The organism is Collinsella sp. CLA-ER-H3, from assembly GCF_040092425.1.
GTDB lineage: Bacteria > Actinomycetota > Coriobacteriia > Coriobacteriales > Coriobacteriaceae > Collinsella.
The window spans coordinates 77082-98933 of record NZ_JBBNLP010000002.1; the positions used below are offsets into that span (position 1 = coordinate 77082).

19 protein-coding genes and 1 riboswitch are annotated in these 21852 nt (G+C 60.1%); of the genes, 11 read left to right on the forward strand and 8 right to left on the reverse strand.

All coding sequences use genetic code 11. The features are described 5' to 3' along the window. Positions 1–66: 66 nt before the first annotated feature. Complete coding sequence (bsh, locus tag AAAX32_RS01925; RefSeq protein WP_349099776.1) at positions 67–1032, reverse strand: choloylglycine hydrolase; 966 nt, start codon at positions 1030–1032, stop codon at positions 67–69. Positions 1033–1163: 131 nt separating this feature from the next. After that, positions 1164–1583, reverse strand: a complete 420-nt coding sequence (locus tag AAAX32_RS01930; protein WP_117746174.1) for a peptide deformylase — start codon at positions 1581–1583, stop codon at positions 1164–1166. A gap of 193 nt (positions 1584–1776) precedes the next feature. On the opposite strand from AAAX32_RS01930, the gene AAAX32_RS01935 reads away from it, so the two are divergent. Together AAAX32_RS01935 and AAAX32_RS01940 are read left to right on the forward strand one after the other, a co-directional pair. Further along, the gene (locus AAAX32_RS01935; RefSeq protein ID WP_349099777.1) at positions 1777–3087 is read left to right on the forward strand and encodes an NCS2 family permease; all 1311 of its coding nucleotides are present in this window, start codon (positions 1777–1779) and stop codon (positions 3085–3087) included. A gap of 137 nt (positions 3088–3224) precedes the next feature. Further along, positions 3225–3890, forward strand: a complete 666-nt coding sequence (locus AAAX32_RS01940) for an alpha/beta hydrolase-fold protein (RefSeq protein ID WP_349099779.1) — start codon at positions 3225–3227, stop codon at positions 3888–3890. A 231-nt stretch (positions 3891–4121) separates the two neighbouring features. Here AAAX32_RS01940 and AAAX32_RS01945 read toward each other — a convergent pair whose 3' ends face one another. The 3 genes from AAAX32_RS01945 to AAAX32_RS01955 form a co-directional block, all read right to left on the reverse strand. Next, the gene (locus tag AAAX32_RS01945) at positions 4122–5255 is read right to left on the reverse strand and encodes a 5-methyltetrahydropteroyltriglutamate--homocysteine S-methyltransferase (protein ID WP_349099780.1); all 1134 of its coding nucleotides are present in this window, start codon (positions 5253–5255) and stop codon (positions 4122–4124) included. A 155-nt stretch (positions 5256–5410) separates the two neighbouring features. Continuing rightward, positions 5411–6307: a LysR family transcriptional regulator gene (locus AAAX32_RS01950; RefSeq protein ID WP_089572921.1), complete on the reverse strand. Its 897-nt coding sequence runs from the start codon at positions 6305–6307 to the stop codon at positions 5411–5413. Between the two features lie 10 nt (positions 6308–6317). Continuing rightward, a complete protein-coding gene (locus AAAX32_RS01955; protein ID WP_349099782.1) occupies positions 6318–7226 on the reverse strand; it encodes an HAD family hydrolase in 909 nt (302 codons plus the stop codon). Positions 7227–7389: 163 nt separating this feature from the next. Next, positions 7390–7501, forward strand: a riboswitch (TPP riboswitch). Positions 7502–7552: 51 nt separating this feature from the next. Between AAAX32_RS01955 and thiM the strand changes: the two genes are divergently transcribed. From thiM to AAAX32_RS01970, 3 genes are read left to right on the forward strand one after another with little or no spacing between them, the layout of a single operon-like run. After that, entirely contained in the window at positions 7553–8392 is an 840-nt protein-coding gene (gene thiM / locus AAAX32_RS01960; protein WP_349099784.1) for a hydroxyethylthiazole kinase, read from the forward strand. Between the two features lie 3 nt (positions 8393–8395). Then, entirely contained in the window at positions 8396–8737 is a 342-nt protein-coding gene (locus tag AAAX32_RS01965; RefSeq protein ID WP_229108032.1) for a thiamine-binding protein, read from the forward strand. Next, complete coding sequence (locus AAAX32_RS01970) at positions 8734–9429, forward strand: thiamine phosphate synthase (RefSeq protein ID WP_349099786.1); 696 nt, start codon at positions 8734–8736, stop codon at positions 9427–9429. The genes AAAX32_RS01965 and AAAX32_RS01970 overlap by 4 nt, the downstream gene beginning before the upstream one ends. A 101-nt stretch (positions 9430–9530) precedes the next feature. Here the strand turns inward: AAAX32_RS01970 and AAAX32_RS01975 are convergent, their stop codons facing one another. After that, complete coding sequence (locus tag AAAX32_RS01975; RefSeq protein WP_349099788.1) at positions 9531–10400, reverse strand: patatin family protein; 870 nt, start codon at positions 10398–10400, stop codon at positions 9531–9533. 324 nt (positions 10401–10724) lie between these two features. Between AAAX32_RS01975 and AAAX32_RS01980 the strand changes: the two genes are divergently transcribed. The 6 genes from AAAX32_RS01980 to AAAX32_RS02005 all read left to right on the forward strand — a co-directional run bounded on the left by AAAX32_RS01980 (position 10725) and on the right by AAAX32_RS02005 (position 18110). Beyond that, positions 10725–13442, forward strand: coding sequence for an EAL domain-containing protein (locus AAAX32_RS01980; protein WP_349099790.1), 2718 nt, complete (start codon positions 10725–10727; stop codon positions 13440–13442). Positions 13443–13570: 128 nt separating this feature from the next. Then, positions 13571–15100, forward strand: a complete 1530-nt coding sequence (locus tag AAAX32_RS01985; RefSeq protein ID WP_349099791.1) for a diguanylate cyclase — start codon at positions 13571–13573, stop codon at positions 15098–15100. Between the two features lie 111 nt (positions 15101–15211). Further along, complete coding sequence (locus tag AAAX32_RS01990; RefSeq protein ID WP_349099792.1) at positions 15212–15835, forward strand: flavodoxin family protein; 624 nt, start codon at positions 15212–15214, stop codon at positions 15833–15835. Positions 15836–15852: 17 nt separating this feature from the next. Then, on the forward strand, positions 15853–16194 hold the full coding sequence (locus tag AAAX32_RS01995) for an ArsC/Spx/MgsR family protein (protein ID WP_055252194.1): 342 nt from the start codon (positions 15853–15855) through the stop codon (positions 16192–16194). An 86-nt stretch (positions 16195–16280) separates the two neighbouring features. After that, positions 16281–17411 (forward strand): GTP-binding protein, encoded by a 1131-nt coding sequence (locus AAAX32_RS02000; protein WP_118226587.1) that lies wholly within the window; start codon positions 16281–16283, stop codon positions 17409–17411. A 99-nt stretch (positions 17412–17510) separates the two neighbouring features. Further along, a complete protein-coding gene (locus AAAX32_RS02005) occupies positions 17511–18110 on the forward strand; it encodes a tRNA (cytidine(34)-2'-O)-methyltransferase (protein ID WP_349099795.1) in 600 nt (199 codons plus the stop codon). A gap of 29 nt (positions 18111–18139) precedes the next feature. On the opposite strand, the gene AAAX32_RS02010 is transcribed toward AAAX32_RS02005, so the two are convergent. Together AAAX32_RS02010 and AAAX32_RS02015 are read right to left on the reverse strand one after the other, a co-directional pair. Then, positions 18140–20635, reverse strand: coding sequence for an excinuclease ABC subunit UvrA (locus tag AAAX32_RS02010; RefSeq protein ID WP_349099796.1), 2496 nt, complete (start codon positions 20633–20635; stop codon positions 18140–18142). A 10-nt stretch (positions 20636–20645) separates the two neighbouring features. Further along, entirely contained in the window at positions 20646–21764 is a 1119-nt protein-coding gene (locus AAAX32_RS02015) for an ATP-binding protein (RefSeq protein ID WP_349099798.1), read from the reverse strand. Between the last annotated feature and the right edge of the window lie 88 nt (positions 21765–21852).

A 21852-nucleotide genomic window follows, 5' to 3' on the forward strand; every position in this document is an offset into this window, starting at 1 on the left:
CGACGACAGCGGCCCTGCACCTCACGAGAGATGCAGGGCCGCTTTGTATCGCGACGGACTTCTCACCTACGAACGACGCGGCTCGGGAACCACGAGCCTATCGGGGCTCGCGCCCTCGGCATCCATCAGGCTCACGTAGCGAATCGACGGATCCCCATACATCGCGTAGTAATAATTGCCCGTGCGCGCGCTAAAGCATCCGGTATAGATAGTCTTCTCGAACTTGCCATCGCCCATCCTGGACGCCCCCTCAATCATCACCACGCCCTCGAGTGAACGGAACATGCGAATGACGTTTTCGGTCTCGCTCTCCTTTTGCGGGTAATTGGCATTGAGGTACGCCGCCTTTACAAAACGGCTCGGCGAATAGCAGTCACCCGGAATACCGCGCATGCCGGCACCCGCGCCATAGGGCTTGAGCTCGGCGCCACGCCATGTCGCCGTCTGCGGAAAATCGCTTGTGGCAGTGATATAGGTGCGCAGGTTTTCCATGTGCCACGGGAAGGTCGGCTGGTTGGCAAGGGTGTCGACCGGATCGTCGTATACATGCAGGCCGTCAGCCATCATCTCGACCACGATGCTGCGCTGGCTGTCGCCGATAATCCAATGGAGCAGCGACACGCCCAGCCCCTCTCCTGCAGATTTGGCGACAATCACCGTATCGCGCAGCGCGGCCTCGACCTCGTCGACCGTCGAGAACGTCGCTGCCACCCACAGGGGAAACTCATAGGCTGCGATATTGGTCTTGCCGTCGACAGGGTCCTCGGCATACTCGGCATAACCCGGGAAATTGAGACCCGCCACGGCGAGGCCCGCATCGTTGCCGCAGTCGAAGAACATAGGGTAGTTCTTGTAATCGATGCACATACCGATCACCGCGTGCGCCGCCGTCGCATCATCGATATACGAATACGGGATATGGAACCCGAGCGGCATCACGCGAACCTGTTGGCCGTAGTCAAAGCTCCAGTCGAGGTTGCGGCCCAGATACATGTGGCCAGAATTATCGGTAAATCGAATGCTCGTACACATAGCGCCTCCTAGCTTTTCGTTCTTGCTAAACTCATTGTCACCAAACAAAGAGGCGCTAAACACAAAAGCCCGGACATGACAACAATGTCATGCCCGGGCCAAAAGAGACGAAGTGCGGTGCTTTGGTCCCCTTAGACCAACTTTCCAAGACAGTGGTCAATCATGTGTTGAATCATCTGCGCCTCGAAGCCCACAAAGTCCTGCTTGCGCTCGCGCATCTTGCCGTCGACGATCACGTCATAAGCGACCTTGCACTTGATATAGCGCGTGGACTTGGTGACCTCCTCGTGCGTCAGGCAGCTCTCCTCCATCTTGCTGGCACCCAGGCCAAACACCAGACGGGGGTTGTAGAGCACGTGGGGCTCGCCGGCGTCGTCCAGGTAGACGCAGACCTTCTTGGTAACGCCAATCTGGTTAGCGGCAAGGCAGCCGGCATCGTCGAGCGACTTGATGGTATCGATCAGGTCCTGAGCAACCGACTCGTCCTCGACGGTCGCAACCTCGCAACGCTGGGACAGGATAGCCTCGTCGTGGCAAAGCTCTTTAATCATACGTTCCTCCATAGGGGTCGTTGTAACCGCTTAAGTATACGGTACCCACACATTTTCATGCGAAAAATACCGTCCGTCTGCTACAAAGCGCCGAACATCAACATGCGAGGAACAACAGCGTCGTAAAGGGGCTATAGTGGGTGAGTTCGTGTCAATCGGCCTAAACTCGGGGCCGAACAAGGAAAGGGTATGCATGGACGAACTATTTCACGTCAGTGAGCGCAAGTCCACAATCGGGACCGAACTTCGCGCTGGACTGACAACATTCCTGGCGATGGCCTACATCATCGCCGTCAACCCCGCAGTGCTCTCGGGCGCTGGCATCGATGCGGGAGCGCTCGCCTGCGCCACCTGTCTGGGCGCTGGCATCATGACCATCTGCATGGGCATCTTCGCTAACCGCCCGCTCGCCTGCGCGTCGGGCTTAGGCGTCAACGCGATGATCGCTGGAATCACCACCACCGTCTGCGGCGGTGACTGGCACGTGGCCATGAGCGTCATCTTCCTCGAGGGTATCGTCATCTTGCTGCTCGTGCTTTGTGGCCTGCGCGAGGCCATCATGGACGCCATCCCGGTTGTCCTGCGTCACGCCATCTCGGTGGGTCTGGGCCTGTTCATCGCCATGATTGGCCTGTGCGATGCCGGCATTATCACCGCTGGCGCCGGTACACTCGTCGATCTGGGCGACATCACCTCCCCCACCTTCATCGTCGGCATCATCTCCATCCTGGTGACGGTCGCCCTCGCCTGCCGCAACGTCCCCGGCTCGCTGCTCATCGGCATCGTCGTCGCCGTCATCGCCGGTATCCCCCTAGGTGTGACCCAGGCTCCGACCGGTATCATCGCCCCGCTCGACTTCTCGAGCATCGGTGGCCCCATCGCCGACGCCGGCGGCGTGCCCGCCATCGTCAAGGTCCTTACCGACCCCGCGCTCCTCGTCATCTCGTTCTCGCTGCTCATGAGTGACTTCTTCGACACCATGGGCACCGCGATGGCCGTGGCCAAGCAGGGCGAGTTCCTCACCGACGACGGCAACGTCGAGAATATCAAGGAGATCCTGATCGTCGACTCCGCCGCCGCTGCTGTGGGCGGTTTCATGGGTGTCTCCTCCATCACCACCTTCGTCGAGTCCACTTCCGGCGCCGCCGACGGTGGCCGCACGGGCCTCACCTCCGTCACCACCGGCGTGCTGTTCATTCTCGCCGCGTTCTTCTCCCCCATCGTCACCATCGTTTCCAGCGCCGCCACCTGCGGTGCTCTGGTCTACGTCGGCTACCTCATGATGAGCGAGGCCTCCGAGATCGACTGGTCCGACGTGTCGCAGGGTTTCCCGGCGTTCATGATTGTCGCCGGCGTGCCCTTCACCTACTCCATCTCTGCCGGCATTGGCCTGGGCTTTATCGCCTACGTGATCGTCGCGCTCTTTAAGGGCGAGGCCTCCAAGATCAAGCCGCTCATGTGGATCGCAGCCCTTGCCTTCCTCGTCTACTTCTTCGTAGCGTAACGGCATAGTCTGCTAAAGCAAAACAACAAGGCGCGGAGTCGCATCGAGCGGCTCCGCGCCTTTCTTTTAGCGTCTGCCCCCGTGCCAGCGTGCGACAATTGAGGCTGTCAATATCACAACACCGAGAGAAGCCTGCCTTGGAAGCGCATCATAAGCAGATAACCGTTTATTCAGAGTGTGCGGAGGGCGCGCCCGTCATCTACCTCCCCGTTGTCATGGGCGACGGTAGTGAAGTCTACGAGCGCTGCCGAGAGCTCGACTGCCCGCCGTTTACCCTTGTCGCCATTGGAGGGCTCGATTGGAATCGCGAGCTGAGCCCCTGGGCATGCGACGGAACTATACGAGATGCCGAGCCCTTTGGCGGACAGGCTGCTGGTTTTCTTGACGAGTTGTTGAAGCAGATAATCCCCCAGGCCGAATCATCGCTCCCGCAACCGCCTGCCTGGCGCGGCGTTGCCGGCTACTCGTTGGCGGGTCTTTTTGCACTGTGGGCACTTTGGCAAACAGATGTCTTTGAGCGCGCAGCGAGTGCATCGGGGTCGCTGTGGTTCCCTGGCTTTATCGACTACGCGCGCGAGCGCACGATGACAGCTACGCCCGACGCCGCCTATCTGTCGCTCGGTAAAAAGGAAACCAAGACGCCCAACCGCATGATGCGGCACGTACTCGACGATACGCACGCGATGGAAGAGTTGCTTATCGAGCGTGACATTCCAACAACGCTGGAGCTCAACCCCGGCAATCACTTTGCCCAAACTGACCTGCGCATGGCGCGCGGCATCCACTGGATACTGACGCATTAAAAATGGCGTCCACGCGCATATGTAGGCCGAGCGGGAACATGCGCGGGCGGCCGAGCGACGATGCATCGTAGATGGCATCGGTGACGGCGGGCGTCGAAGACTGGGACATGGAAGTCCTTTCGAATGGAAGGGCGATCAGGCATATCGGATAACCTGCCCGAACGATACGATCCGAACCATTGTACGTGATACGCCATGTCTCGCACGCGCCGTCACCTGCAAACGGTAGCGTTACTTCCAAACGCGCTCGGCAATGCGCCTGACCAGCGCAATCTTTGCCCACTGCTCGTCCTCGGTCAGCTTATTGCCAATCTCGCAGCTGGCAAAGCCACACTGCGGAGACAGATACAGGTTCTCGAGCGGCACGTACTTTGCCGCCTCGCGGATGCGCTCGACGATAACATCCTCGTTCTCGAGCTCTGCCGCCTTGGTGGTCACCAAGCCCAGCACGACCTTCTTGCCGGGAGCAACGTACTTGAGCGGCTCAAAACCACCGGCGCGGGGCGTGTCGAACTCCAGATAGAACGCGTCAACGTCCTCATGCGCAAACAGATACGGCGCAATGGGGTCGTAGCCGCCTTCAAAAGCGTAGGTGGAGTGGTAGTTGCCGCGGCATACATGCGTGTTGATGACCAGATCGTCGGGCTTGCCCGCGATGGCGGCATTGTTGAGCGCCACGCCCAGCTCGCTCACCTTTTGCAGGTCAACCGGGTTCATGCCGGTCTTGGACACAAAGTCGGTATCGCAATAGATGCCCCAGGTGCAGTCATCAAATTGGATGTTGCGGCAGCCCGCGGCATACAGGTCGGCAATCACGGTGCGGTATGCTGCGGCGATGGCATCGGCGAGCTCTTCGTCAGTCTTGTAGACGGCGCGCAGACTCTCCTGCTGGCCATCGCAGCGGTCGAGCGTAACCTCCGAGAACGTCTGGATCGGCGCCGGAATGGTCTGGCGCGCGACCTGGCCCTCGCCCTCGAGCGCCTTGACAAATTTGAAGTGCTCGACGAACGGATGGTTTTCGCCGCTAATGGGACCGGTCACCACGGCAGTGTCGGCGGTAGTCTCCTCATCGTGGAACATGTAGCCCGTGCGCGAGGCGCGGCGCTCAATGCCGTTGAGTCCCCACATAAAATCGAGATGCCAGTAGCTGCGGCGGAACTCGCCATCGGTGATCACCTGCAGGCCGGCGGCCTTTTGCTTTGCCACCAAATCGCGGATGGCATCGTCCTCGACGGCCTTAAGCCCCTCGGCATCAAGCGTGCCTGCCGCATAGGCAGCACGAGCGTCCTTTACGGCCTGCGGACGAAGAAAGCTGCCGACGATATCGGCGCGAAACGGCGCGTTCGGTTGAATCAAGGTGCTCATAGATATCTCCCTTTGCATTGGTTGCTTTACTGGGACAGAGTATGAGCGCTCATATAGCCATCGTAAAATATACGTTTATAACAGTTTGATATAGATGATTCCTATATCAGTCTGGACTGCCATAAAGAAATTTGACCCGCGCGGAGCACAGCAGCCTAGATGTGCTGACGAATCGCCTCGATATAGGCCTGCCCGTAGCGCGTAAGTGTCGTGTTCTTGCGCGTGATAATGCCAATCTCCATGTACTCGTCCACGTCGAGCGGAATCGAGATAATGCCGGGGCCGTTGAGCTCGTGGCTGATCACGCCCGAGCATACCGTGTAGCCGTTGAGGCCCATGGCCAAATTGAACAACGTCGCACGGTCGCGCACGCGGATATTCTTGCGGCGCTCAAAGGTCGAGGTCAGCTCCTCGGAATAGTAAAACGAGTTATAGCTGCCCTGCTCATAGGACAGGAACGGGTAGTCCTCGAGATCTTCGAGCGTCACGCTGGCATGGTCCGCCAGTGGATGGTCGGCGCACACGAAGACATGCGGCGTGGCGCAGAAGAGCCCCTCGAATACGAGCTCGTTGGCGGCAAGCATGCGCTCGATAACCTCGCGGTTATGCTCGGATAAGTACAGGATGCCCAGTTCGCTTTTCATATGCGCGACATCCTCGATAATCTCGTGAGTCTGCTCCTCACGCAGGGTGAAGTCGTAACGCGCGGCATCGAACTCGCGGATCACGTCAACAAACGCGTTAACGGCAAAGGAATAATGCTGGCAGCTCACGCTAAAGTGCGGCACCTGCTCGGATGTGCCCTTGTACTTGCCCTCGAGCAGGTCGGCTTGGTCGAGCACCTGGCGCGCGTAGCCCAAGAAGGTCTCGCCTTCCTCGGACACAATGACGCCCTTGTTGGTGCGCTCAAAGATGTGTACACCCATCTCGTTTTCGAGATCGCGAATTGACGCGGTAATCGAAGGCTGCGACACAAAGAGCCGGCGCGAGGCCTCGGTGATGCTGCCGCATTCGGCAACCTTAACAACATATCTGAGCTGCTGAAGCTTCATAGCGCCCTCCCTAGACGTTCGTGACGTCGAAACCCGTCGCGTCCATCTGACGCATAAACGACGGCATCTCCCCCGTCGCGGCGCAGGCGGCAATCTGATGTAGAGCCCCGGCGACCGCATCGTCTGCCGCAGCGCCGATATGCCAGCGCGCGGCAGCCGTGACGGCCTCGTTGGCATTGGCGACTGCAACGGAATTGGGAACGGCATCGATCATGGGCAAATCGTTATCGGAATCGCCGAATACGGCCACCTCGTCGGGCGTCAGGCCCAAAGCGCGCGCCAGCTCCAGCGCAGCACAGCCCTTGTCCCAGCCGGTCGGAAGAACGTCGAACAGGCGCACGCGGTTGTTGGGAAACACGAGCGAGAGCTCCGGCACCTCGGCGGCAACACGCTTGCGCAGCTCGGCGAGCTCCTCGCGCGAACGGGCACTCCAGATATTCGCCTTGTATACCGGGGCATCGTCAACGACAGGACGACAGGGAGCCTCTTCGCCCTTGAGCCACGCGTTGCCGCCTGACTCCATGGCGCGACGCACACGCTCGGGATCGCTTGTCACGCAATAGGCGTCGTTGTCCCAAAAGTCATCACCCAGACGGTAGACCTTCAGATAGGTATCGTCGGTCTCTTGCTCCAGGTAGTCGGCCAGGCGCATCAGGGCATCGTTATCAGTTGTGCGCGAGGCAACCGCCTCGCCATCGACAAACATCACCTGGCCGTTGCAAAACGCACCGGTCGAGAAGCACTCGGAGCGATTGCGGAACATCCAGCCCATCGCGGACGGCTGGCGACCCGAAACCGGGCCAAAATGCAGGCCCGCCGCTTGCATGGCATGAATGCCCTCGATGGCGTAGTCGCTGGCGCCATCGTGTCCAGCAGGAATCAGCGTATCGTCCATATCGGTCAGCACAAGTTTGATCATAAGGTCCCCTCGGTCATTCTTAATCCCGTCTATTGTACCGACCTGCCAAAAAGGGACAGGTTTATTTTGGCAGGTTTTATCTGGGAAAACGCAAAGCCCCAGTTGTTACCTGCCAAAATAAACCTATCCCTATTTGGCAGGTGCGCTAGTATAGGGAACAACAGATTCGATGCGGGAGTGCCGGCGGTGCAAACCACAAGGCTGAGAGGGCATGGGGGCCCAATCCTTTGAACCTGTCAGTTAATGCTGGCGTAGGGAGCATGCCGCCTTTACAGGGGCGCTGTCTATGCACAGCGCCCCTTTTCTATGCCAAGGAGGCATGTGCAGTGATTGATTCGAAACAGCTTAAGCAAAACGTGATCAAGGCCGTGGGGGAGATTCGCGCCACCAATCCGATGGCCGGCTCCATCACCAACACGGTGACGATCGACTTTGTCGCCAACGCGCAGCTCGCCGTGGGCGGTTCGGCCGCCATGGTCTATCTACCCGACGAGGGCGAGGCACTCGTTGCCGGCGGCGGCGCCATCTATCTCAACATGGGCACGCTCTTCCCCATCTACGAGCAGACGATTCCCCGCGCGGCCAAGGCGGCACACGACGCCGGCAAGCCCTGGGTGCTCGATCCGGTGGGCCTGGGCATTGGCAGCCTGCGCACCCAGTTGGTAAACGAACTCAAGCAGTACAAGCCCGCCATCGTGCGCGGCAACGCCTCCGAGATCATCGCGCTCGCCGGCCTGTGGGGTCTTGAAGGCGAGGCGGCCAATCTGAGCCGCGTGCGCGGTGTCGATACCACCGACACGGTCGACGCCGCCCGCGATGCCGCCGTGGCGCTCGCCCGCTACACTGGCGGCGCCGTGGTCGTCTCGGGCGAAGTCGACCTGATTACCGACGGCACGACCGTGGCCAAGTCCCACGGCGGCAGCCCGCTCATGTCCAAGATCACCGGCTGCGGTTGCTCGCAAGGCGGCGTACTGGCCGTGTACGCCTGTGCTGCCGATCCGTTTACGGCAGCCATCTGCGGCACCGCCGTCTACAACGTCGCCGGTACGCGTGCCGCCGCTGTCGCCGATGCCCCGGCAAGCTTTAAGGTCGCCTTTATCGACGAGCTCTACCGCGCGACCGCCCAGGATATTGCCGACAACCAACTCGAACTCGAGGAGGCATAAGCCATGTCCGAGTCCACAACCAGCGCCGGCATGAACACACTCGTCGCCGTGGCCATCGCCCCGTGCGGCACCGGCGATGAGCTGTCCGCCGAAGTCGCCGAGGTCGTGCGCGTCATTCGCGAGAGTGGCCTTCCCAACCGCACCAGCTCGATGTTCACCGAGATCGAGGGCGACTGGGACGAGGTCATGCAGGTCGTGCGCGACGCAACCTTTGTGCTGGCGAGCAAGGGCATCCGGACCGAAGTCGTGCTCAAGGCAGATATTCGACCCGGATTTACCGACACCATGACCGGCAAACTCGAGCGCATGGAAGCACAGATCAAAAAGCAGGAGGAAGCACGATGAGCATCCGCGACAACCTTGATATCTCCGCCTATCTGGTACTCGGCCCCGAAAACACCCTCGGGCGCCCCGTGGGCGATGTGGTGGCCCAGGCACTCGACGCCGGCTTTACCTGCATCCAGGTGCGCTCCAAGGTGGCAAGCGCCCGCGAGATCATCGCGCTGACGGGCGATGCCGCGCAGGCAATCGCACAGGCCGGCAAGACCGGTCAGGTCGCCCTGCTGATCGACGACCGTCTGGATTGTGTGCTTGCCGCGCGCGAGCAGGGTATTGCTGTCGACGGCGTGCACGTGGGTCAGAGCGATATTCCCGTCGAGGTCTGTCGCAAGCTGCTGGGCCCCGATGCCATCGTGGGCCTTTCGGCCCGCTGCGAGGAGATGCTCGAGTACGTCAAGACCGCCGACATGAGCCTGGTCGACTACCTGGGCATCGGCCCGCTCCACGAGACCGAGACCAAGCGCGACTGCGGACGCGCGGCCGACGGCTCCATCATCACCAAGAGCTTTGAGGACCTGGCCGCACTCCACGTGGCAAGCCCCGTGCCCATCGTGGTGGGCGGCGGCGTTAAGACGGCCGACTTGCCGCAGCTCAAGGCCACCGGCGTCGACGGCTTCTTTGTGGTGAGCGCCGTCTGCAGCGCCGACGACCCCTACGCCGCGGCCAAGGAGCTTGTCGACACCTGGCAGCAGGCATAGGCATAGGCCGAACAGCTGATTCGCAACCTCATATCTTCAATAGCGGAAAGCGCATCCCGGTTCGAACGTCCATTCCGGGATGCGCTTTCCGCATGCGACTCTTACTCCGCCAGATACGCTTCCAGCGCGGGCGAGGTCGCCTCCGCATCGTGGCGGCCGATCTGATAGATGCGCTCGAGCTCATCCGGTTCGCGGCACAGCGACGGCACCTTCACCGATTCGCTCGGCCGCACCACAAAGACCTCGCCGGCAGCCTCGCGACGCGCCAGGTCATCGAGCGTGGCATTGTAGACCTCATGCCGATGCTCAAGCGCTGCAACAAACTCCGGGTAGTGACGGAACACGCGCCGCAGCATGGGCATCACGCTGTTAGGCTGCTTCACAAAGCCCGCCGGCTGCGTGAGCACCACGATATTGCGGTCATACCCCTGCGCAAACAGCCATGCGCTGGGGATAGAATCAGCCACGCCACCATCCAGATACTTATGCCCGCCAATAGCAACGGGACGCGTCGCCACAGGAATAGCAGACGACGCCCGGATCCACTCGATATCGCGCTCGTCGCCATACGGCAAATCGTGATAGACAGCCTTGCCCGTCTCGATATCGGTACACACGCACGTAAATCGCATGGGGCAGGCGCGATACGCTTCCAAGTCGATGGGATCGCGCTCGATAGGCACCTCATGATAGGCAAAATCGGCATTGAACATGTCACCGGTTCGCAGCCAGCTTGTCACGCTCGCATAGCGCTTGTCGGCACAATAGGCCTTGTTGTAGCGAATGGCGCGCCCAATCTGCCGCGATTTAAAGTTGTAGCCAAACGCCGCGCCCGCCGAGACACCCACCATATGGTCGCAGGTCAAACCGTGCTCCATCCAAACGTCGAGCACGCCCGCCGTATACATACCGCGGTAGCCGCCTCCCTCGAGCGCAAGCCCCACCGTGCGCGTCGTATCCGGCTGTGCCATGTGACCATCTCCGTTCCTGCGTTTTAAAACGGGACAAGTATACCCGTCAACATATATCGACTCAGTCGCATTTTCATCGAACATCGCATTGTCGCGCTACCGCTTGGCGAATAGTAGCCGCCAACAGCATGGACACCCATATATAATTGCGTACTGTTGTTTACGCTACTCAGCAGTTATCAACAGCGAACATTAGCCGGCAAAGTAACTCAACAACGCAGCAAGGCGGGGGCCTGGATACACGCAAGGCGCCGAGCAACGACGCGTGTACACTACGAGCTCGCCCGACGCCATCCGCCCCGACCTCAGAAAGCCGCTTACAACATGGACACCGTCAGCAATTACACCGAAACGCTCGAAAAGACCGTCCGTGACCTTCTCGAGCGTCAGGATGATCTGATTAGGACGGCCTTTACCGACCAGCTCACCGGACTTGGCAACCGCGGTGGCTTTGCCCGTTCCCTAGAGGAAATCTGGGAGCAGGAACTGCCCGTGACCATGGCGTTTATCGACATCGATAACCTTAAGCACTGCAACGACGTCTTTGGGCATGACGAGGGCAACCGCTATATCTTGCAGGTAAGTCTCTATCTCAAGCTGTATATGAAGGTGGACGAGGCGGCGTTTCGCATAGGCGGCGACGAGTTTGCCATCCTGTCTACGATTGCGACCGAGGACGACCTCGCCGAGCGCCTGGAACACTGCCGAACGGTCCTACTCAAAAACAACGATTCCGAGATGCCTCACTCGTTTAGCTACGGAGTGTCGCACGCCGACCCCGCCCTGGGTGAAGTCTCCAATCGCATGACACTCGATGCCGACCATCGCATGTACGACTACAAGCTACGCCATGCCATGCATCTTGATCGACGCAATATCGCGCAAGTCCACACCGACGACTTCGAAATAAGCGATCGCGTTTTTGACGCCTTTTCGATGCTCAACGAAGGCCGTTATTGCTTTATCGAGAACTTGGACAAACATCGCACCCTTTGGTCACAAGGCGCCTCGCGCGATCTCGGTCTTCCTTCTGAGCATGTAGACAACTGCCACGATTACTGGAAAACGCGCGTCCACCCCGATGACCTTGAGGCCTACATCAACGACATCGACCAAATCTATAATGGCTCCAAACACCGCCGCGTCATGCAGTACCGCATGCGCAATGCCGCGGGCGACTACGTCCTCTGCCGCGCTCGCGGGTTTCGCATCGACGGCGACGGAAATACCCCCTCGCTCTATGTCGGCGAACTTGTTAACCACTCACTCGCCGAGACCGTCGACGCCGCCACGGGCCTCGGAACGCAGCGTATGCTGATCAACGCTATCGATGCCTGCCGTCGCGACCGTTGCGAGACGGGGCTTATAGCGGTCCGCGTTTGTGGCACGGCAAAGTTCAACGAGCTCTACGGGGCCGAGGCTGTCGACAACATGCTCGCCGAATACGCAGGCCGCATGTTATCGATCACCCGCGGCAGAAGTCGCGTCTTCCGCTCGCGAAACGCCCAGTTCGTCGTGCTCAGCAACGATCTGGACCACGAGGCATTCGAGCAACTGACCCATCATCTTAAAGAGGCCGTTTTCGCTCCTGTTCGAATCGCGAACGACACCATTACCCCCGTCTGTCTTGTCGTCCCGGCCTTTTACGAGCGCTTAATCAATCAAGCGACCGCTGTTTTAGGCGAACTCGACCGTCGTCTTCGCGCCGCCGGCGGGCTTGCCCCCAACGACAGCCTCCCCATACCCGAGATTGAGCGTAAAAGCGCCGTCGCCGAACGCATCGATACGCTCACGGGCCTCTATCGGCCCAGCGAGTTTATGCGGCGTGCCAACGCATTTCTTAAGACAAGGCACGGCGGCGCTTGGTGCATCGCCACCGTCGACATGGGTCATATGCGACTGTTTAACGAATGGCACGGACAGGCCGAGGGCGACCGCGTGCTCGCCGATGTGGGCACGGTCCTCAAAGACATCGAGAATGCCGAAATGGGCGTCGCAGGATACTGGGGCCAAGACGACTTTTGCATTCTCATCCCCTTTGAGCACGACACCGTCCATCAAATCTATAACCGCGTTCGCGCCGCCGTGGCCAAGCATGATGACGGCGTGGGTTTCTGGCCGTCCATGGGCGTTTGCCCCATCGACCCCAACGAGGAAATCACCATCGACGCGCAGGCCAAGGCCATGTTTACCAATCGGCGCGCAAAAAACGACTTTAAGGAGCGCGTCGCCATTTTCCGCCCCGAGGAGTACGAGCGCGAAACCGCGTTCCACCGCACGCTGACCGAATTCCAGTATGCGTTCTCAAACGGCCGCATTACCTACTACCTGCAGCCCCAGGTCGACATGGAAACTGGCGAGATCGTTGGCGCCGAGGCGCTCACGCGCTGGATTGGCAAGGACGGTTCCCTCATTTCGCCTGTAACGTTTATCCCCGCACTCGAGGAAAGCGGCTTTGTAGTGACGCTCGACAAGTACATTTGGCAGGGCGTCGCCTCGTGGCTGCGCGAGCGCATCGACCGGGGGCTTCGCGTGGTTCCGATCTCGCTCAATGTGTCGCGCGTGGATATCCTTGCCTGCGACGTTGCCGAAGATATGGGAGCACTTGCCGCCCAATACAACCTACCGCCCGAACTCATGCGCATCGAGATCACCGAGACAGCCTATACGGGAGAATCCGAGGCCGTGGACAAACTGACAGCCGACCTGCACACCCGCGGCTTCTCGACCTATATGGACGATTTTGGCACCGGCCAGTCCACGCTCGCGATGCTCAAGAACGTCAACGTCGACGTCATCAAGCTCGACCGCACGTTTGTGCCTGTCGACGGCGATCATGGCCGCAGCACGCAAATCATTTCATCAATGCTCGAGATGGCACAGTCGCTCCATCTGCCCGTCGTGGTCGAAGGCGTCGAGACAAATGAGCAGGCGAACATGCTACGACAGATGGGCGCCCGCTACGCTCAGGGCTTCCTCTACTACCGTCCCATGCCGGCGAAGGATTTTGAGGCATTGCTCGATGGCGGCAATAACAACTGATACGCTCGCGCGCAAAACGCCACCGCCGAAGGGGGGCATTTGTCCCCATTAGCTAACTTATATCCCCAATTCAAACCGATTTGGGGATATGATACAAACCATTGTTCTGCCCAAGGAGGTTATTCATCATGAACGAGTCATATCGCTTGGGCGAGCAATCGATTATTGCCTATCTTCAGCGACTTGCGAATGGTGTCTCGACCGCCGAACTCGATGTTTCCGCGCTGCCTGCTGAGCTACGCGCCGTTGGTGAGCAACTGCAAAAGACGCATGCCATCCTGCAACAAGAGCGCCAGCTACTTGAGTGCAACGCCTATATCGATCCGCTCACCAACTTGGGCAACCGCGGCGGACTCGACCGTCACGTCGAGCAGCTCTGGCGCAAAGGCGACCCCTTCACCTGCGCCTATATTGACATCGACCACCTTAAGCACTGCAACGATAAGTTTGGCCACGCCGAAGGCAACCGCTATATTCTGGGCATCTGCCGCGCGCTCACCGAGGCAATGGAGCACGATGAAATGCTGTTCCGTATCGGTGGAGATGAATTTGTACTCGTGTCCCCCACGACAGGCGAAGCCGAGCTCGAGCAGCGCTTGGAGCGGACACGCACCGATCTTGTCGAGGCAACATCAGACGGCAAGGCGCCCATGATCGCTAGCTTTAGCTTTGGCTGCTCGCGCGTCAATCCACTTGCCGGCGACACGCGTCGCCAGATGACGATGGATGCCGATCGCAAGATGTATCGCTATAAGCTTATGCATCGTGTGCAGCAACCGAAAGACAATGACGCGCCGCCACACCCAATTGCCGAGCAGCTTCCGTGCAACGACCGCGTATTCCAAGCGATCGCTATGAGCTCCGAGACGCGCTATCCGTTTATCCTCAATCTCGATACGGGCGAATCGCAATGGTCGGTTAATGCCGTACGCGATTTTGACCTGCCCTCCCAGCATCCTTACAACTCGCTCGATATGTGGCTTGCCCGCGTTCACCCCGAGGACCGCGACAACGTACGCGCCGAGCTCGATATGGTGATAAACGGTACGTGGCACTTCCACTACATGCAGTATCGCGTGATGGATGCCACCGAAGCATACGTGCTTTGCGACTGCACGGGCTACCGCTTGGACGGCACCGATACCGAGCCCAACATGTACGTGGGCATGATTATCAACCGCAGCTTGGCAGATACGACTGATTCCGTGACCGGCCTGGGCGACATCCACGCCCTGGTCAACGCCATTGGCGAAATGCGTCGCGTCGCGCGCAAGGCGGGCTTGGTCGCCATTAAAATCGACGATATCGCTCAGGTCAATGCCCGCTTTGGATTCGATGCAGGCGACCGCGTGCTCGCCGAAAGCGCCGCCTGCCTCATGGATTGTTCGCGCGGCAAGGGTCGTCTGTTCCGTTCGACGGGACCGATGTTCGTGGCGCTTTTCGACGAATTCGATCCCGAAGAGACCGACGCGATCGCAGACGAAATCGAACGGTTCTTGGGTTCTCCCGTGCTCATCGGCTCGCTTGAATATCAGCCGCCCATTCGTGTGGCGACGCTTCATCTGGACGCTGTCGATCGACAGCCTGTTTCCATTTTGAACGAGCTCAAAGCGTTGCTTAAAGAGGCGCCGCAAGTACCGGGCACCAAGCTGGACTAGCACCACGGGGCGCGATGTGAAACACAAACCGTTTCGCACCGCGCCCCACGCCATCTGCCCTCTCGTGCGATAATCCTCCGCAGAAGTCACCAAAAGCAGAGGGAGTTTGTGATGAAGGTTCTTTTAGTCAATGGCAGCCCCAAGGCAAACGGCAACACCGCCCGCGCACTCGCCGAGGTCGCCGAGCAACTCAACGCCGAGGGCATTGATACCGAGGTGTTTCAGCTGGGCGCCAAGCCCATCCGCGATTGCATCGGTTGCGGCCAGTGCGGCAAGCTTGGCGGTCGATGCACCTTTGATGACGACGTGGTGAACGAGCTCATTGCCGCCGCCGAGCAGGCCGACGGCTTTGTCTTTGGCTCCCCCGTCTACTACGCACACCCCAGCGGCCGCATCCTCTCGGCCCTCGACCGCGCGTTTTATGCTGGCAGCAAGGCCTTTGCGCACAAGCCGGGCGCCGCTGTCGCCGTCGCCCGTCGTGGCGGCACTTCGACCACGTTCGATGTACTCAACAAGTACTTCACCATCAACCAGATGCCCGTGGTCGCCTCCACGTACTGGAACAACGTCTTTGGCGCCATGCCGGGCGAGGCTGCCCAGGATGCCGAGGGCCTGGCCACCATGCGCAACATCGGCAAGAACATGGCCTGGCTCCTGCATTGTATCGAGGCAGGACAGGCCGCCGGCATCAACGCACCCGAGGCAGATCGAGCAACGACCAACTTCATCAGGTAGAACGGCGGAACAAATACATGAACGTGCAGATTTTTGGCACCAAAAAGTCCTTCGATACCAAGAAGGCCCAGCGCTATTTTAAGGAGCGCCGCATTAAGGTGCAGTTTATTGACCTTAAGGAAAAGGAGATGAGCAAGGGCGAGCTCACGAGCGTGATGCAGGCGGTCGGCGGCATCGACAAGCTGCTCAACCCCAAAGCCAAGGACGAGGAGACGCTCGCGCTCATTCAGCACCTCACCCCCAGTCAGCGCTTCGATAAACTGCTCGAGAACCAGCAGGTTCTGGCCGAGCCCATCGTGCGCAACGGCAAAAAGGCCACCGTCGGTTATTGCCCCGATGTATGGGGAGCCTGGGAGTAGCTTGTGTTATTTGCCGGCGCGTGGGTATAAGAGCAGGCGTTTGGCATATGATTCAGCTGTAAGCCATGTCTAACAAAGGAGGGCACATGCCCAACAAACCCGTGAAGATCATCATGCTTACCGGATACCTCGGTGCCGGCAAGACCACGCTGCTCAACCACATCCTCGCTAACGACGGCGGCATCCGCGCCGCCGTGATTGTCAACGACATCGGCGAAATCAACGTCGATGCCAGCCTCATCGCTGACGGCGGCCTTTCCGAGACCGACGACCTCATCCCGCTCACCAACGGCTGCATCTGCTGCACGCTTTCGGATGACCTGGCCAACCAGCTGCAGGGCATCGCAGATTCGGGCAACTTCGACTACATCATCATCGAGGCATCGGGCATTTGCGAGCCCATCCCCATCGCCTACACCATCTCGAGCTTCTGCGACGAGGCCAAGGTGGGCGGCGAGCCCAAGCTCGCGCTCGACAACATCGTGGCCGTAGTCGACTGCGCCCGCATGTACGACGAGTTCAACGGCGGTCGCGACCTGCTGGCCGAGGATATCGACGAGGACGACATCGAAAGCCTGCTCATCCAGCAGATCGAGTTCTGCTCCACGCTGATCCTCAACAAGACCGATACCGTGACGCCTGAGCAGATCGCCGAGCTCAAGGCCATCGTGCGCAGCCTGCAGAAGGACGCCGTGATCGTCGAGGCCCAAAACGGCGAGGTCCCCATGGAGGAACTGCTCGATACCGACCGCTTCGACTTTATGCGCGCCTACAACTCCGCCGCCTGGATCGAGGCCATGGAGCACCCCGAGGAGCACGACGACCCCGAGGTGCTCGAGTACGACATCGAGACCTTTGTGTACTCGCGCCGCAAGCCGTTTGACCTGCAGAAGTTCACCGATTTTGTTGAGCAGGAGTGGCCCGACGAGGTCATCCGCGTCAAGGGCCCGCTGTGGCAAGCCAGCAATCCGGACATGTGCTACATGTTTGAGCAGGCCGGCCACCAGATGCGCCTGATGGAGAACGGCTTGTTCGTTGACTCCGCGCCCGAGGGCGAGAAGCAGAAGATCATCGACGAGAACCCCGAGATCATGCAAATTTGGGACGACGAGACAGGCGACCGCATGACGAGCCTGTGCATCATCGGCCGTCACATGGACAAGGATGCGCTCATCGCCTCCCTCGATGCCTGCCTGACTGACTGGCACCGCGCCTAGGTTATCCAAACGGGCGTTTTTCGCCCACGTAACCGCCAAACCACCACGAAGGTGCCTGTCCCCTTCGTGGTGGTTTTTCGTTCTGAGCCAAGGAGATTCATGTTCAATATCGTGCTGTATGCACCCGAGATTCCGGCCAATACGGGCAATATCGGCCGTACTTGCGTGGTCACCGGCGCCCATCTGCATCTGGTGGAGCCACTGGGCTTTTCGCTCGACGACAAGACGGTGCGCCGCGCCGGTCTGGGCTACTGGCAAAACTTGGACGTGACGACCTATGCCGGCTGGGAGGATTTCCTTACGCGCAACGGTCTCTCCCCCGCCGATGGTCGCCTGCATCTGCTGACCAAAAAGGCACGCCGCACCTACGCTCAGAGTACCTACCGCGATGGCGACTACTTGGTCTTTGGCAGCGAGAGCTCGGGCATTCCCGAGGAGTTGCTCGCCGCGGCGCCCGAGCGCTGCGAGCGCATCCCGATGCTGCGCGATTGCGACTCACTCGATAACGCCGAGGCATGGGAAGCCCACGAGGAATCACTCGGGCATATCGAGGACGGCCACGAGACCATCCTTCAACAGGACATCTGCGGCAACTTCGTCAATCCGGACGACTACCGCATCAGCGCACTCAATCTCTCCAACAGCGCTGCCATCGTCCTCTACGAGGCCCTGCGCCAAACAGGCTTTCCGGGAATGTGACAAAGGGATTGTCCCTTTGTCACATTCGGTTAGAGGTAGCGACCGGTGATGCTTGCGGAGCAGGCTGCAATGTCGCCAGGCGTGCCGGCGCAGACGATTTGCCCGCCCGCGTCACCGCCGCCCGGGCCTATGTCGATCACATAATCGGCGTTACGGATAAGGTCGAGATCGTGCTCGATCACGACAACTGTGGCGCCCTTGGCAACGAGGCCGTCAAACACACTCAGCAACACCTGGACATCGAGCGGATGCAGGCCGATCGTGGGCTCGTCGAACACGAATACGGCATCATCCTGCACGCGGCCCATCTCGCTCGCAAGCTTAAGGCGCTGCGCTTCACCGCCCGAGAGCGCCGGCGTGGGCTCACCGAGCGTGAGATAGCCCAAGCCCAGGTCATGCAAGGTCTGCAAGCGCGTCTGAACCTTCTTGAGCCCCAGCGTGGCGTCGAGAGCCTCGTCCACACTCATATCCATGAGCTGCGGCAACGTAAGCAGACTCCCGTCCTTGCCCTCGCGATGGATATGCGAAGCAGCGTCTGCATAGCGTGAGCCACGGCACGTGGGGCAGACGATCTCGACATCGGGCAGAAACTGTACGTCGAGCGATATCGAGCCCGTGCCATCGCACGTAGGGCAGCGCAGAGTGCCAGTGTTGTAGCTAAAGGCGCCCGCCTTGTAGCCGGCCACCTTGGCCTCGGGCGTACGGGCGAAGGCGCGACGCAGCTCATCATGGATGTCGGCATAAGTTGCCACCGTCGAGCGCACGTTGGCGCCGATAGGCGTAGCGTCAATCAGGTTTGCGCGGGCAATGCCTTCGGCATCGACCCAACGCACGTGCCCCGGCAGGCGCTCGCCGGCCGCCTGCGCCTTGAGTGCCGGGATGAGCGTCTCGAGCACCAACGTCGTCTTGCCCGAACCCGAAACACCCGTAACCGCAACGAGACGGCCGCGCGGGATATCGACTTCAAGCGACTTGACGGTATGGATGGTATCGGTCGCCATGCGGATATGGCCCTGGTCGAACATTTCGTCGTCAGTCACCTGCGGACGCATGCGCTTGGGGTCTGCGCGCAAAAACGGGGCGATGCGGCTGCCCTGCGATTGCTCGACCTCGTCCACCGTACCTGCAGCGATCACATTACCGCCGCCTGCTCCGGCAACGGGGCCCATCTCGACCAGATAGTCAGCTTCCGCTAGAACGCGCGTATCGTGGTCAACAACAACCACGGTGTTGCCGTCATCCACCAGATCGCGCATTACGCCCACCAAGCCGTCGACATTGGCAGGATGCAAGCCAATCGAAGGCTCGTCCAGCACATAAAGCACACCTGTCGAGCGGTTGCGCACCACGCGGGCAAGCTGCACGCGCTGGCGCTCGCCTGTGGACAGCGTGGCGCCGGCGCGGTCGAGCGAAAGGTAATCGAGACCCAGGTCAACCAGGCGACGGGCCGCGCCCAAAAACGAATCGCAGATATCCGTCGCCATGGGCCGCATTTCGGTCGGCAAGGATGCGGGCACGCCGTGCACCCACCCAATCGCCTCGCCCAGCGTCATGGCAGCCGCCTGCGCCAGATTGATACCGCGCACCTGGGGCTGACGCGCAGCCTCGGAGAGGCGCGTGCCGCCGCAGTCACGGCACGGCCCCTCGCGTAAAAAGCGTGCAACGCGCTTAAGCCCCTTATCGTCCTTAACCTTGGCGAGCGCATTCTCGACGGTATAGACGGCGTTGTAATAGGTAAAGTCAAGCGGCGTGGCGCCCTCGCCGTTTTTGGGAACGTAGAGGATGTGCTTCTTAACCGCCGGACCATGGAACACGATGTCGCGCTCTTTAGGCGTGAGCTGGTTAAACGGCACGTCGGTGCGCACGCCCATCTCGCCAGCCACCTGCTTCATCAGGTCCCACATGAGCGTGCCCCAGGGAAGCACCGCACCCTCGTTGATAGTCTTCGACTCGTCGGGCACCAGGCTCGCCTCGTCCACCTCGCGCATAACGCCCGTGCCGCCGCAGGTAGGGCACGCACCGCCGCTGTTGAAGGCAAGGTCCTCGGCACTTGGCGCATAGAACTCGCGGCCGCATGCGGGGCATGCGAGCGACAGGCCTGCAGCCACATTAAGGCTCGGCTCCACACGCGCCCCGCAGTGCGGGCACACGTGATGGGCGCAGCGGCTAAAGAGCAGACGCAGGCTGTTGTTGAGCTCGGTCATGGTGCCAAAGGTCGAGCGCACACCCGGTACGCTGGGGCGCTGATGCAACGCGAGCGCCGCCGGCACGTGCAATACCTCATCCACCTGGGCGTGCTCGGCCTGCGTCAGACGGCGACGTGTATAGGTGCTGAGCGCCTCCAGGTAACGGCGCGAGCCCTCGGCATAAAGAACTCCCAGCGCCAGCGAGCTCTTGCCCGAACCCGATACGCCGGCAATACCCACGAGCCTTCCCAGCGGAATATCGATATCGATGTCCTTAAGGTTATGGACGCGCGCGCCACGCACCTCGATAGCTTGCGGGCTCATCTTCTGTTCCGTCACCTTTATCACCCTACTCATGCCATAAAATGCGGTCGCGAATGTACTCGCCCAGCATGGGCACGGTAAACCGGACGAGGCCGTATCCGGCAGCCTCGATGACGCGCTCGCGAATCAGGCTTGCGCGATATTTACTCGCCCAGCTCTGGGTACGGTCGCAGCGCTCAATGATGTCCGCCATGCGCGTCGGTTTGCCACCGTCAGCCGCCATGGCCTCGATAAAGAGGCGCTGCGGACTGCGCAACCCGTAATACAAGGGAGCGTCGACTGCTTCATAGAACTCGGAGATGGCATCGGCGTAGCCAGCCTCGACATCGCACACTTCAATGACCTGCGAGCCACGCCGGACAGCAGAGCGCCACATGTAATATCCCACGAGCTGAACCATATAGGGATGTCCCATGCTCTTGTGTGCCGCAAGGTCCGCCGTCTCCACATCAACGCAAAGGCCAGCGCCTTTGACCGTCTGGATATATGAATCGCGCACCTTGGGCAAAGAAATCGCTCCCAGCGTACGCTGCTGGGCACGGCGCAAAAACGTCACGCTCGGCTCTTCGAGCAGATCGTCAACCATACTGGGCAATCCAGCGAACACCAGCGCAAGACCGCACTGGTCGCTATCGGGCAATCCCGTAGCATCCTGATCTCCGAGCACTTGCTGATAGAGAACGGCAAGAGCCGCCAGCTCTTCGATAGACGCAGATTGCGCCTCGTCAATCGCAAACAGTATGCCCTTGCCTGGACCGAGCTTCTTGAGGCGCTCGTTGACCAGCCCTCGCAACGTCTCGCCCTTTGCTCGCGCCGCCTCGACCGACATCCGGCCAAACGACGGACCGAACTCCATTGACGTCACAACGAGTTTATTCGAGCGAAGCGCGTCGGCCAGGCGATCGCACAAGCCAAGCGAAGCGGAATCGGAGACAACCGCCCATCCGCGCTCGCTGGCTAGACGTTGCAGCTCCCGCAGGAGAACCGTTTTACCGCAGCCGCGGTTTCCCGTAATGAGCATGAGCCTGCCCGGCGCTCCGGCGCCGTTGTCGAGCCCTTCCTCAAAATCTTCGATGACCGACTCGCGACCGATGAGTATCGGGGGCCGCTTACCAGCTGTGGGCTTAAAGGGATTTGGATTCATATCGGCCTCCTCGGATTGGCAAACCCTGGTAACAGTTATACCAACTTATACCGAGTTATACCAACAGGATGCGACAAAGAGACTGAAC

Coding starts and splice junctions, on each gene's coding strand:
- AAAX32_RS01985 (WP_349099791.1), top strand. CDS start 13,571: ATGAACGAGTCATATCGCTTGGGCGAGCAATCGATTATTGCCTATCTT.
- AAAX32_RS02015 (WP_349099798.1), bottom strand. CDS start 21,764: ATGAATCCAAATCCCTTTAAGCCCACAGCTGGTAAGCGGCCCCCGATA.
- AAAX32_RS01995 (WP_055252194.1), top strand. CDS start 15,853: ATGAACGTGCAGATTTTTGGCACCAAAAAGTCCTTCGATACCAAGAAG.
- AAAX32_RS01955 (WP_349099782.1), bottom strand. CDS start 7,226: ATGATCAAACTTGTGCTGACCGATATGGACGATACGCTGATTCCTGCT.
- AAAX32_RS01990 (WP_349099792.1), top strand. CDS start 15,212: ATGAAGGTTCTTTTAGTCAATGGCAGCCCCAAGGCAAACGGCAACACC.
- AAAX32_RS02005 (WP_349099795.1), top strand. CDS start 17,511: ATGTTCAATATCGTGCTGTATGCACCCGAGATTCCGGCCAATACGGGC.
- AAAX32_RS01930 (WP_117746174.1), bottom strand. CDS start 1,583: ATGATTAAAGAGCTTTGCCACGACGAGGCTATCCTGTCCCAGCGTTGC.
- AAAX32_RS01970 (WP_349099786.1), top strand. CDS start 8,734: ATGAGCATCCGCGACAACCTTGATATCTCCGCCTATCTGGTACTCGGC.
- AAAX32_RS01965 (WP_229108032.1), top strand. CDS start 8,396: ATGTCCGAGTCCACAACCAGCGCCGGCATGAACACACTCGTCGCCGTG.
- AAAX32_RS01945 (WP_349099780.1), bottom strand. CDS start 5,255: ATGAGCACCTTGATTCAACCGAACGCGCCGTTTCGCGCCGATATCGTC.
- AAAX32_RS01975 (WP_349099788.1), bottom strand. CDS start 10,400: ATGGCACAGCCGGATACGACGCGCACGGTGGGGCTTGCGCTCGAGGGA.
- AAAX32_RS01980 (WP_349099790.1), top strand. CDS start 10,725: ATGGACACCGTCAGCAATTACACCGAAACGCTCGAAAAGACCGTCCGT.
- AAAX32_RS01935 (WP_349099777.1), top strand. CDS start 1,777: ATGGACGAACTATTTCACGTCAGTGAGCGCAAGTCCACAATCGGGACC.
- AAAX32_RS01950 (WP_089572921.1), bottom strand. CDS start 6,307: ATGAAGCTTCAGCAGCTCAGATATGTTGTTAAGGTTGCCGAATGCGGC.
- AAAX32_RS02000 (WP_118226587.1), top strand. CDS start 16,281: ATGCCCAACAAACCCGTGAAGATCATCATGCTTACCGGATACCTCGGT.
- bsh (WP_349099776.1), bottom strand. CDS start 1,032: ATGTGTACGAGCATTCGATTTACCGATAATTCTGGCCACATGTATCTG.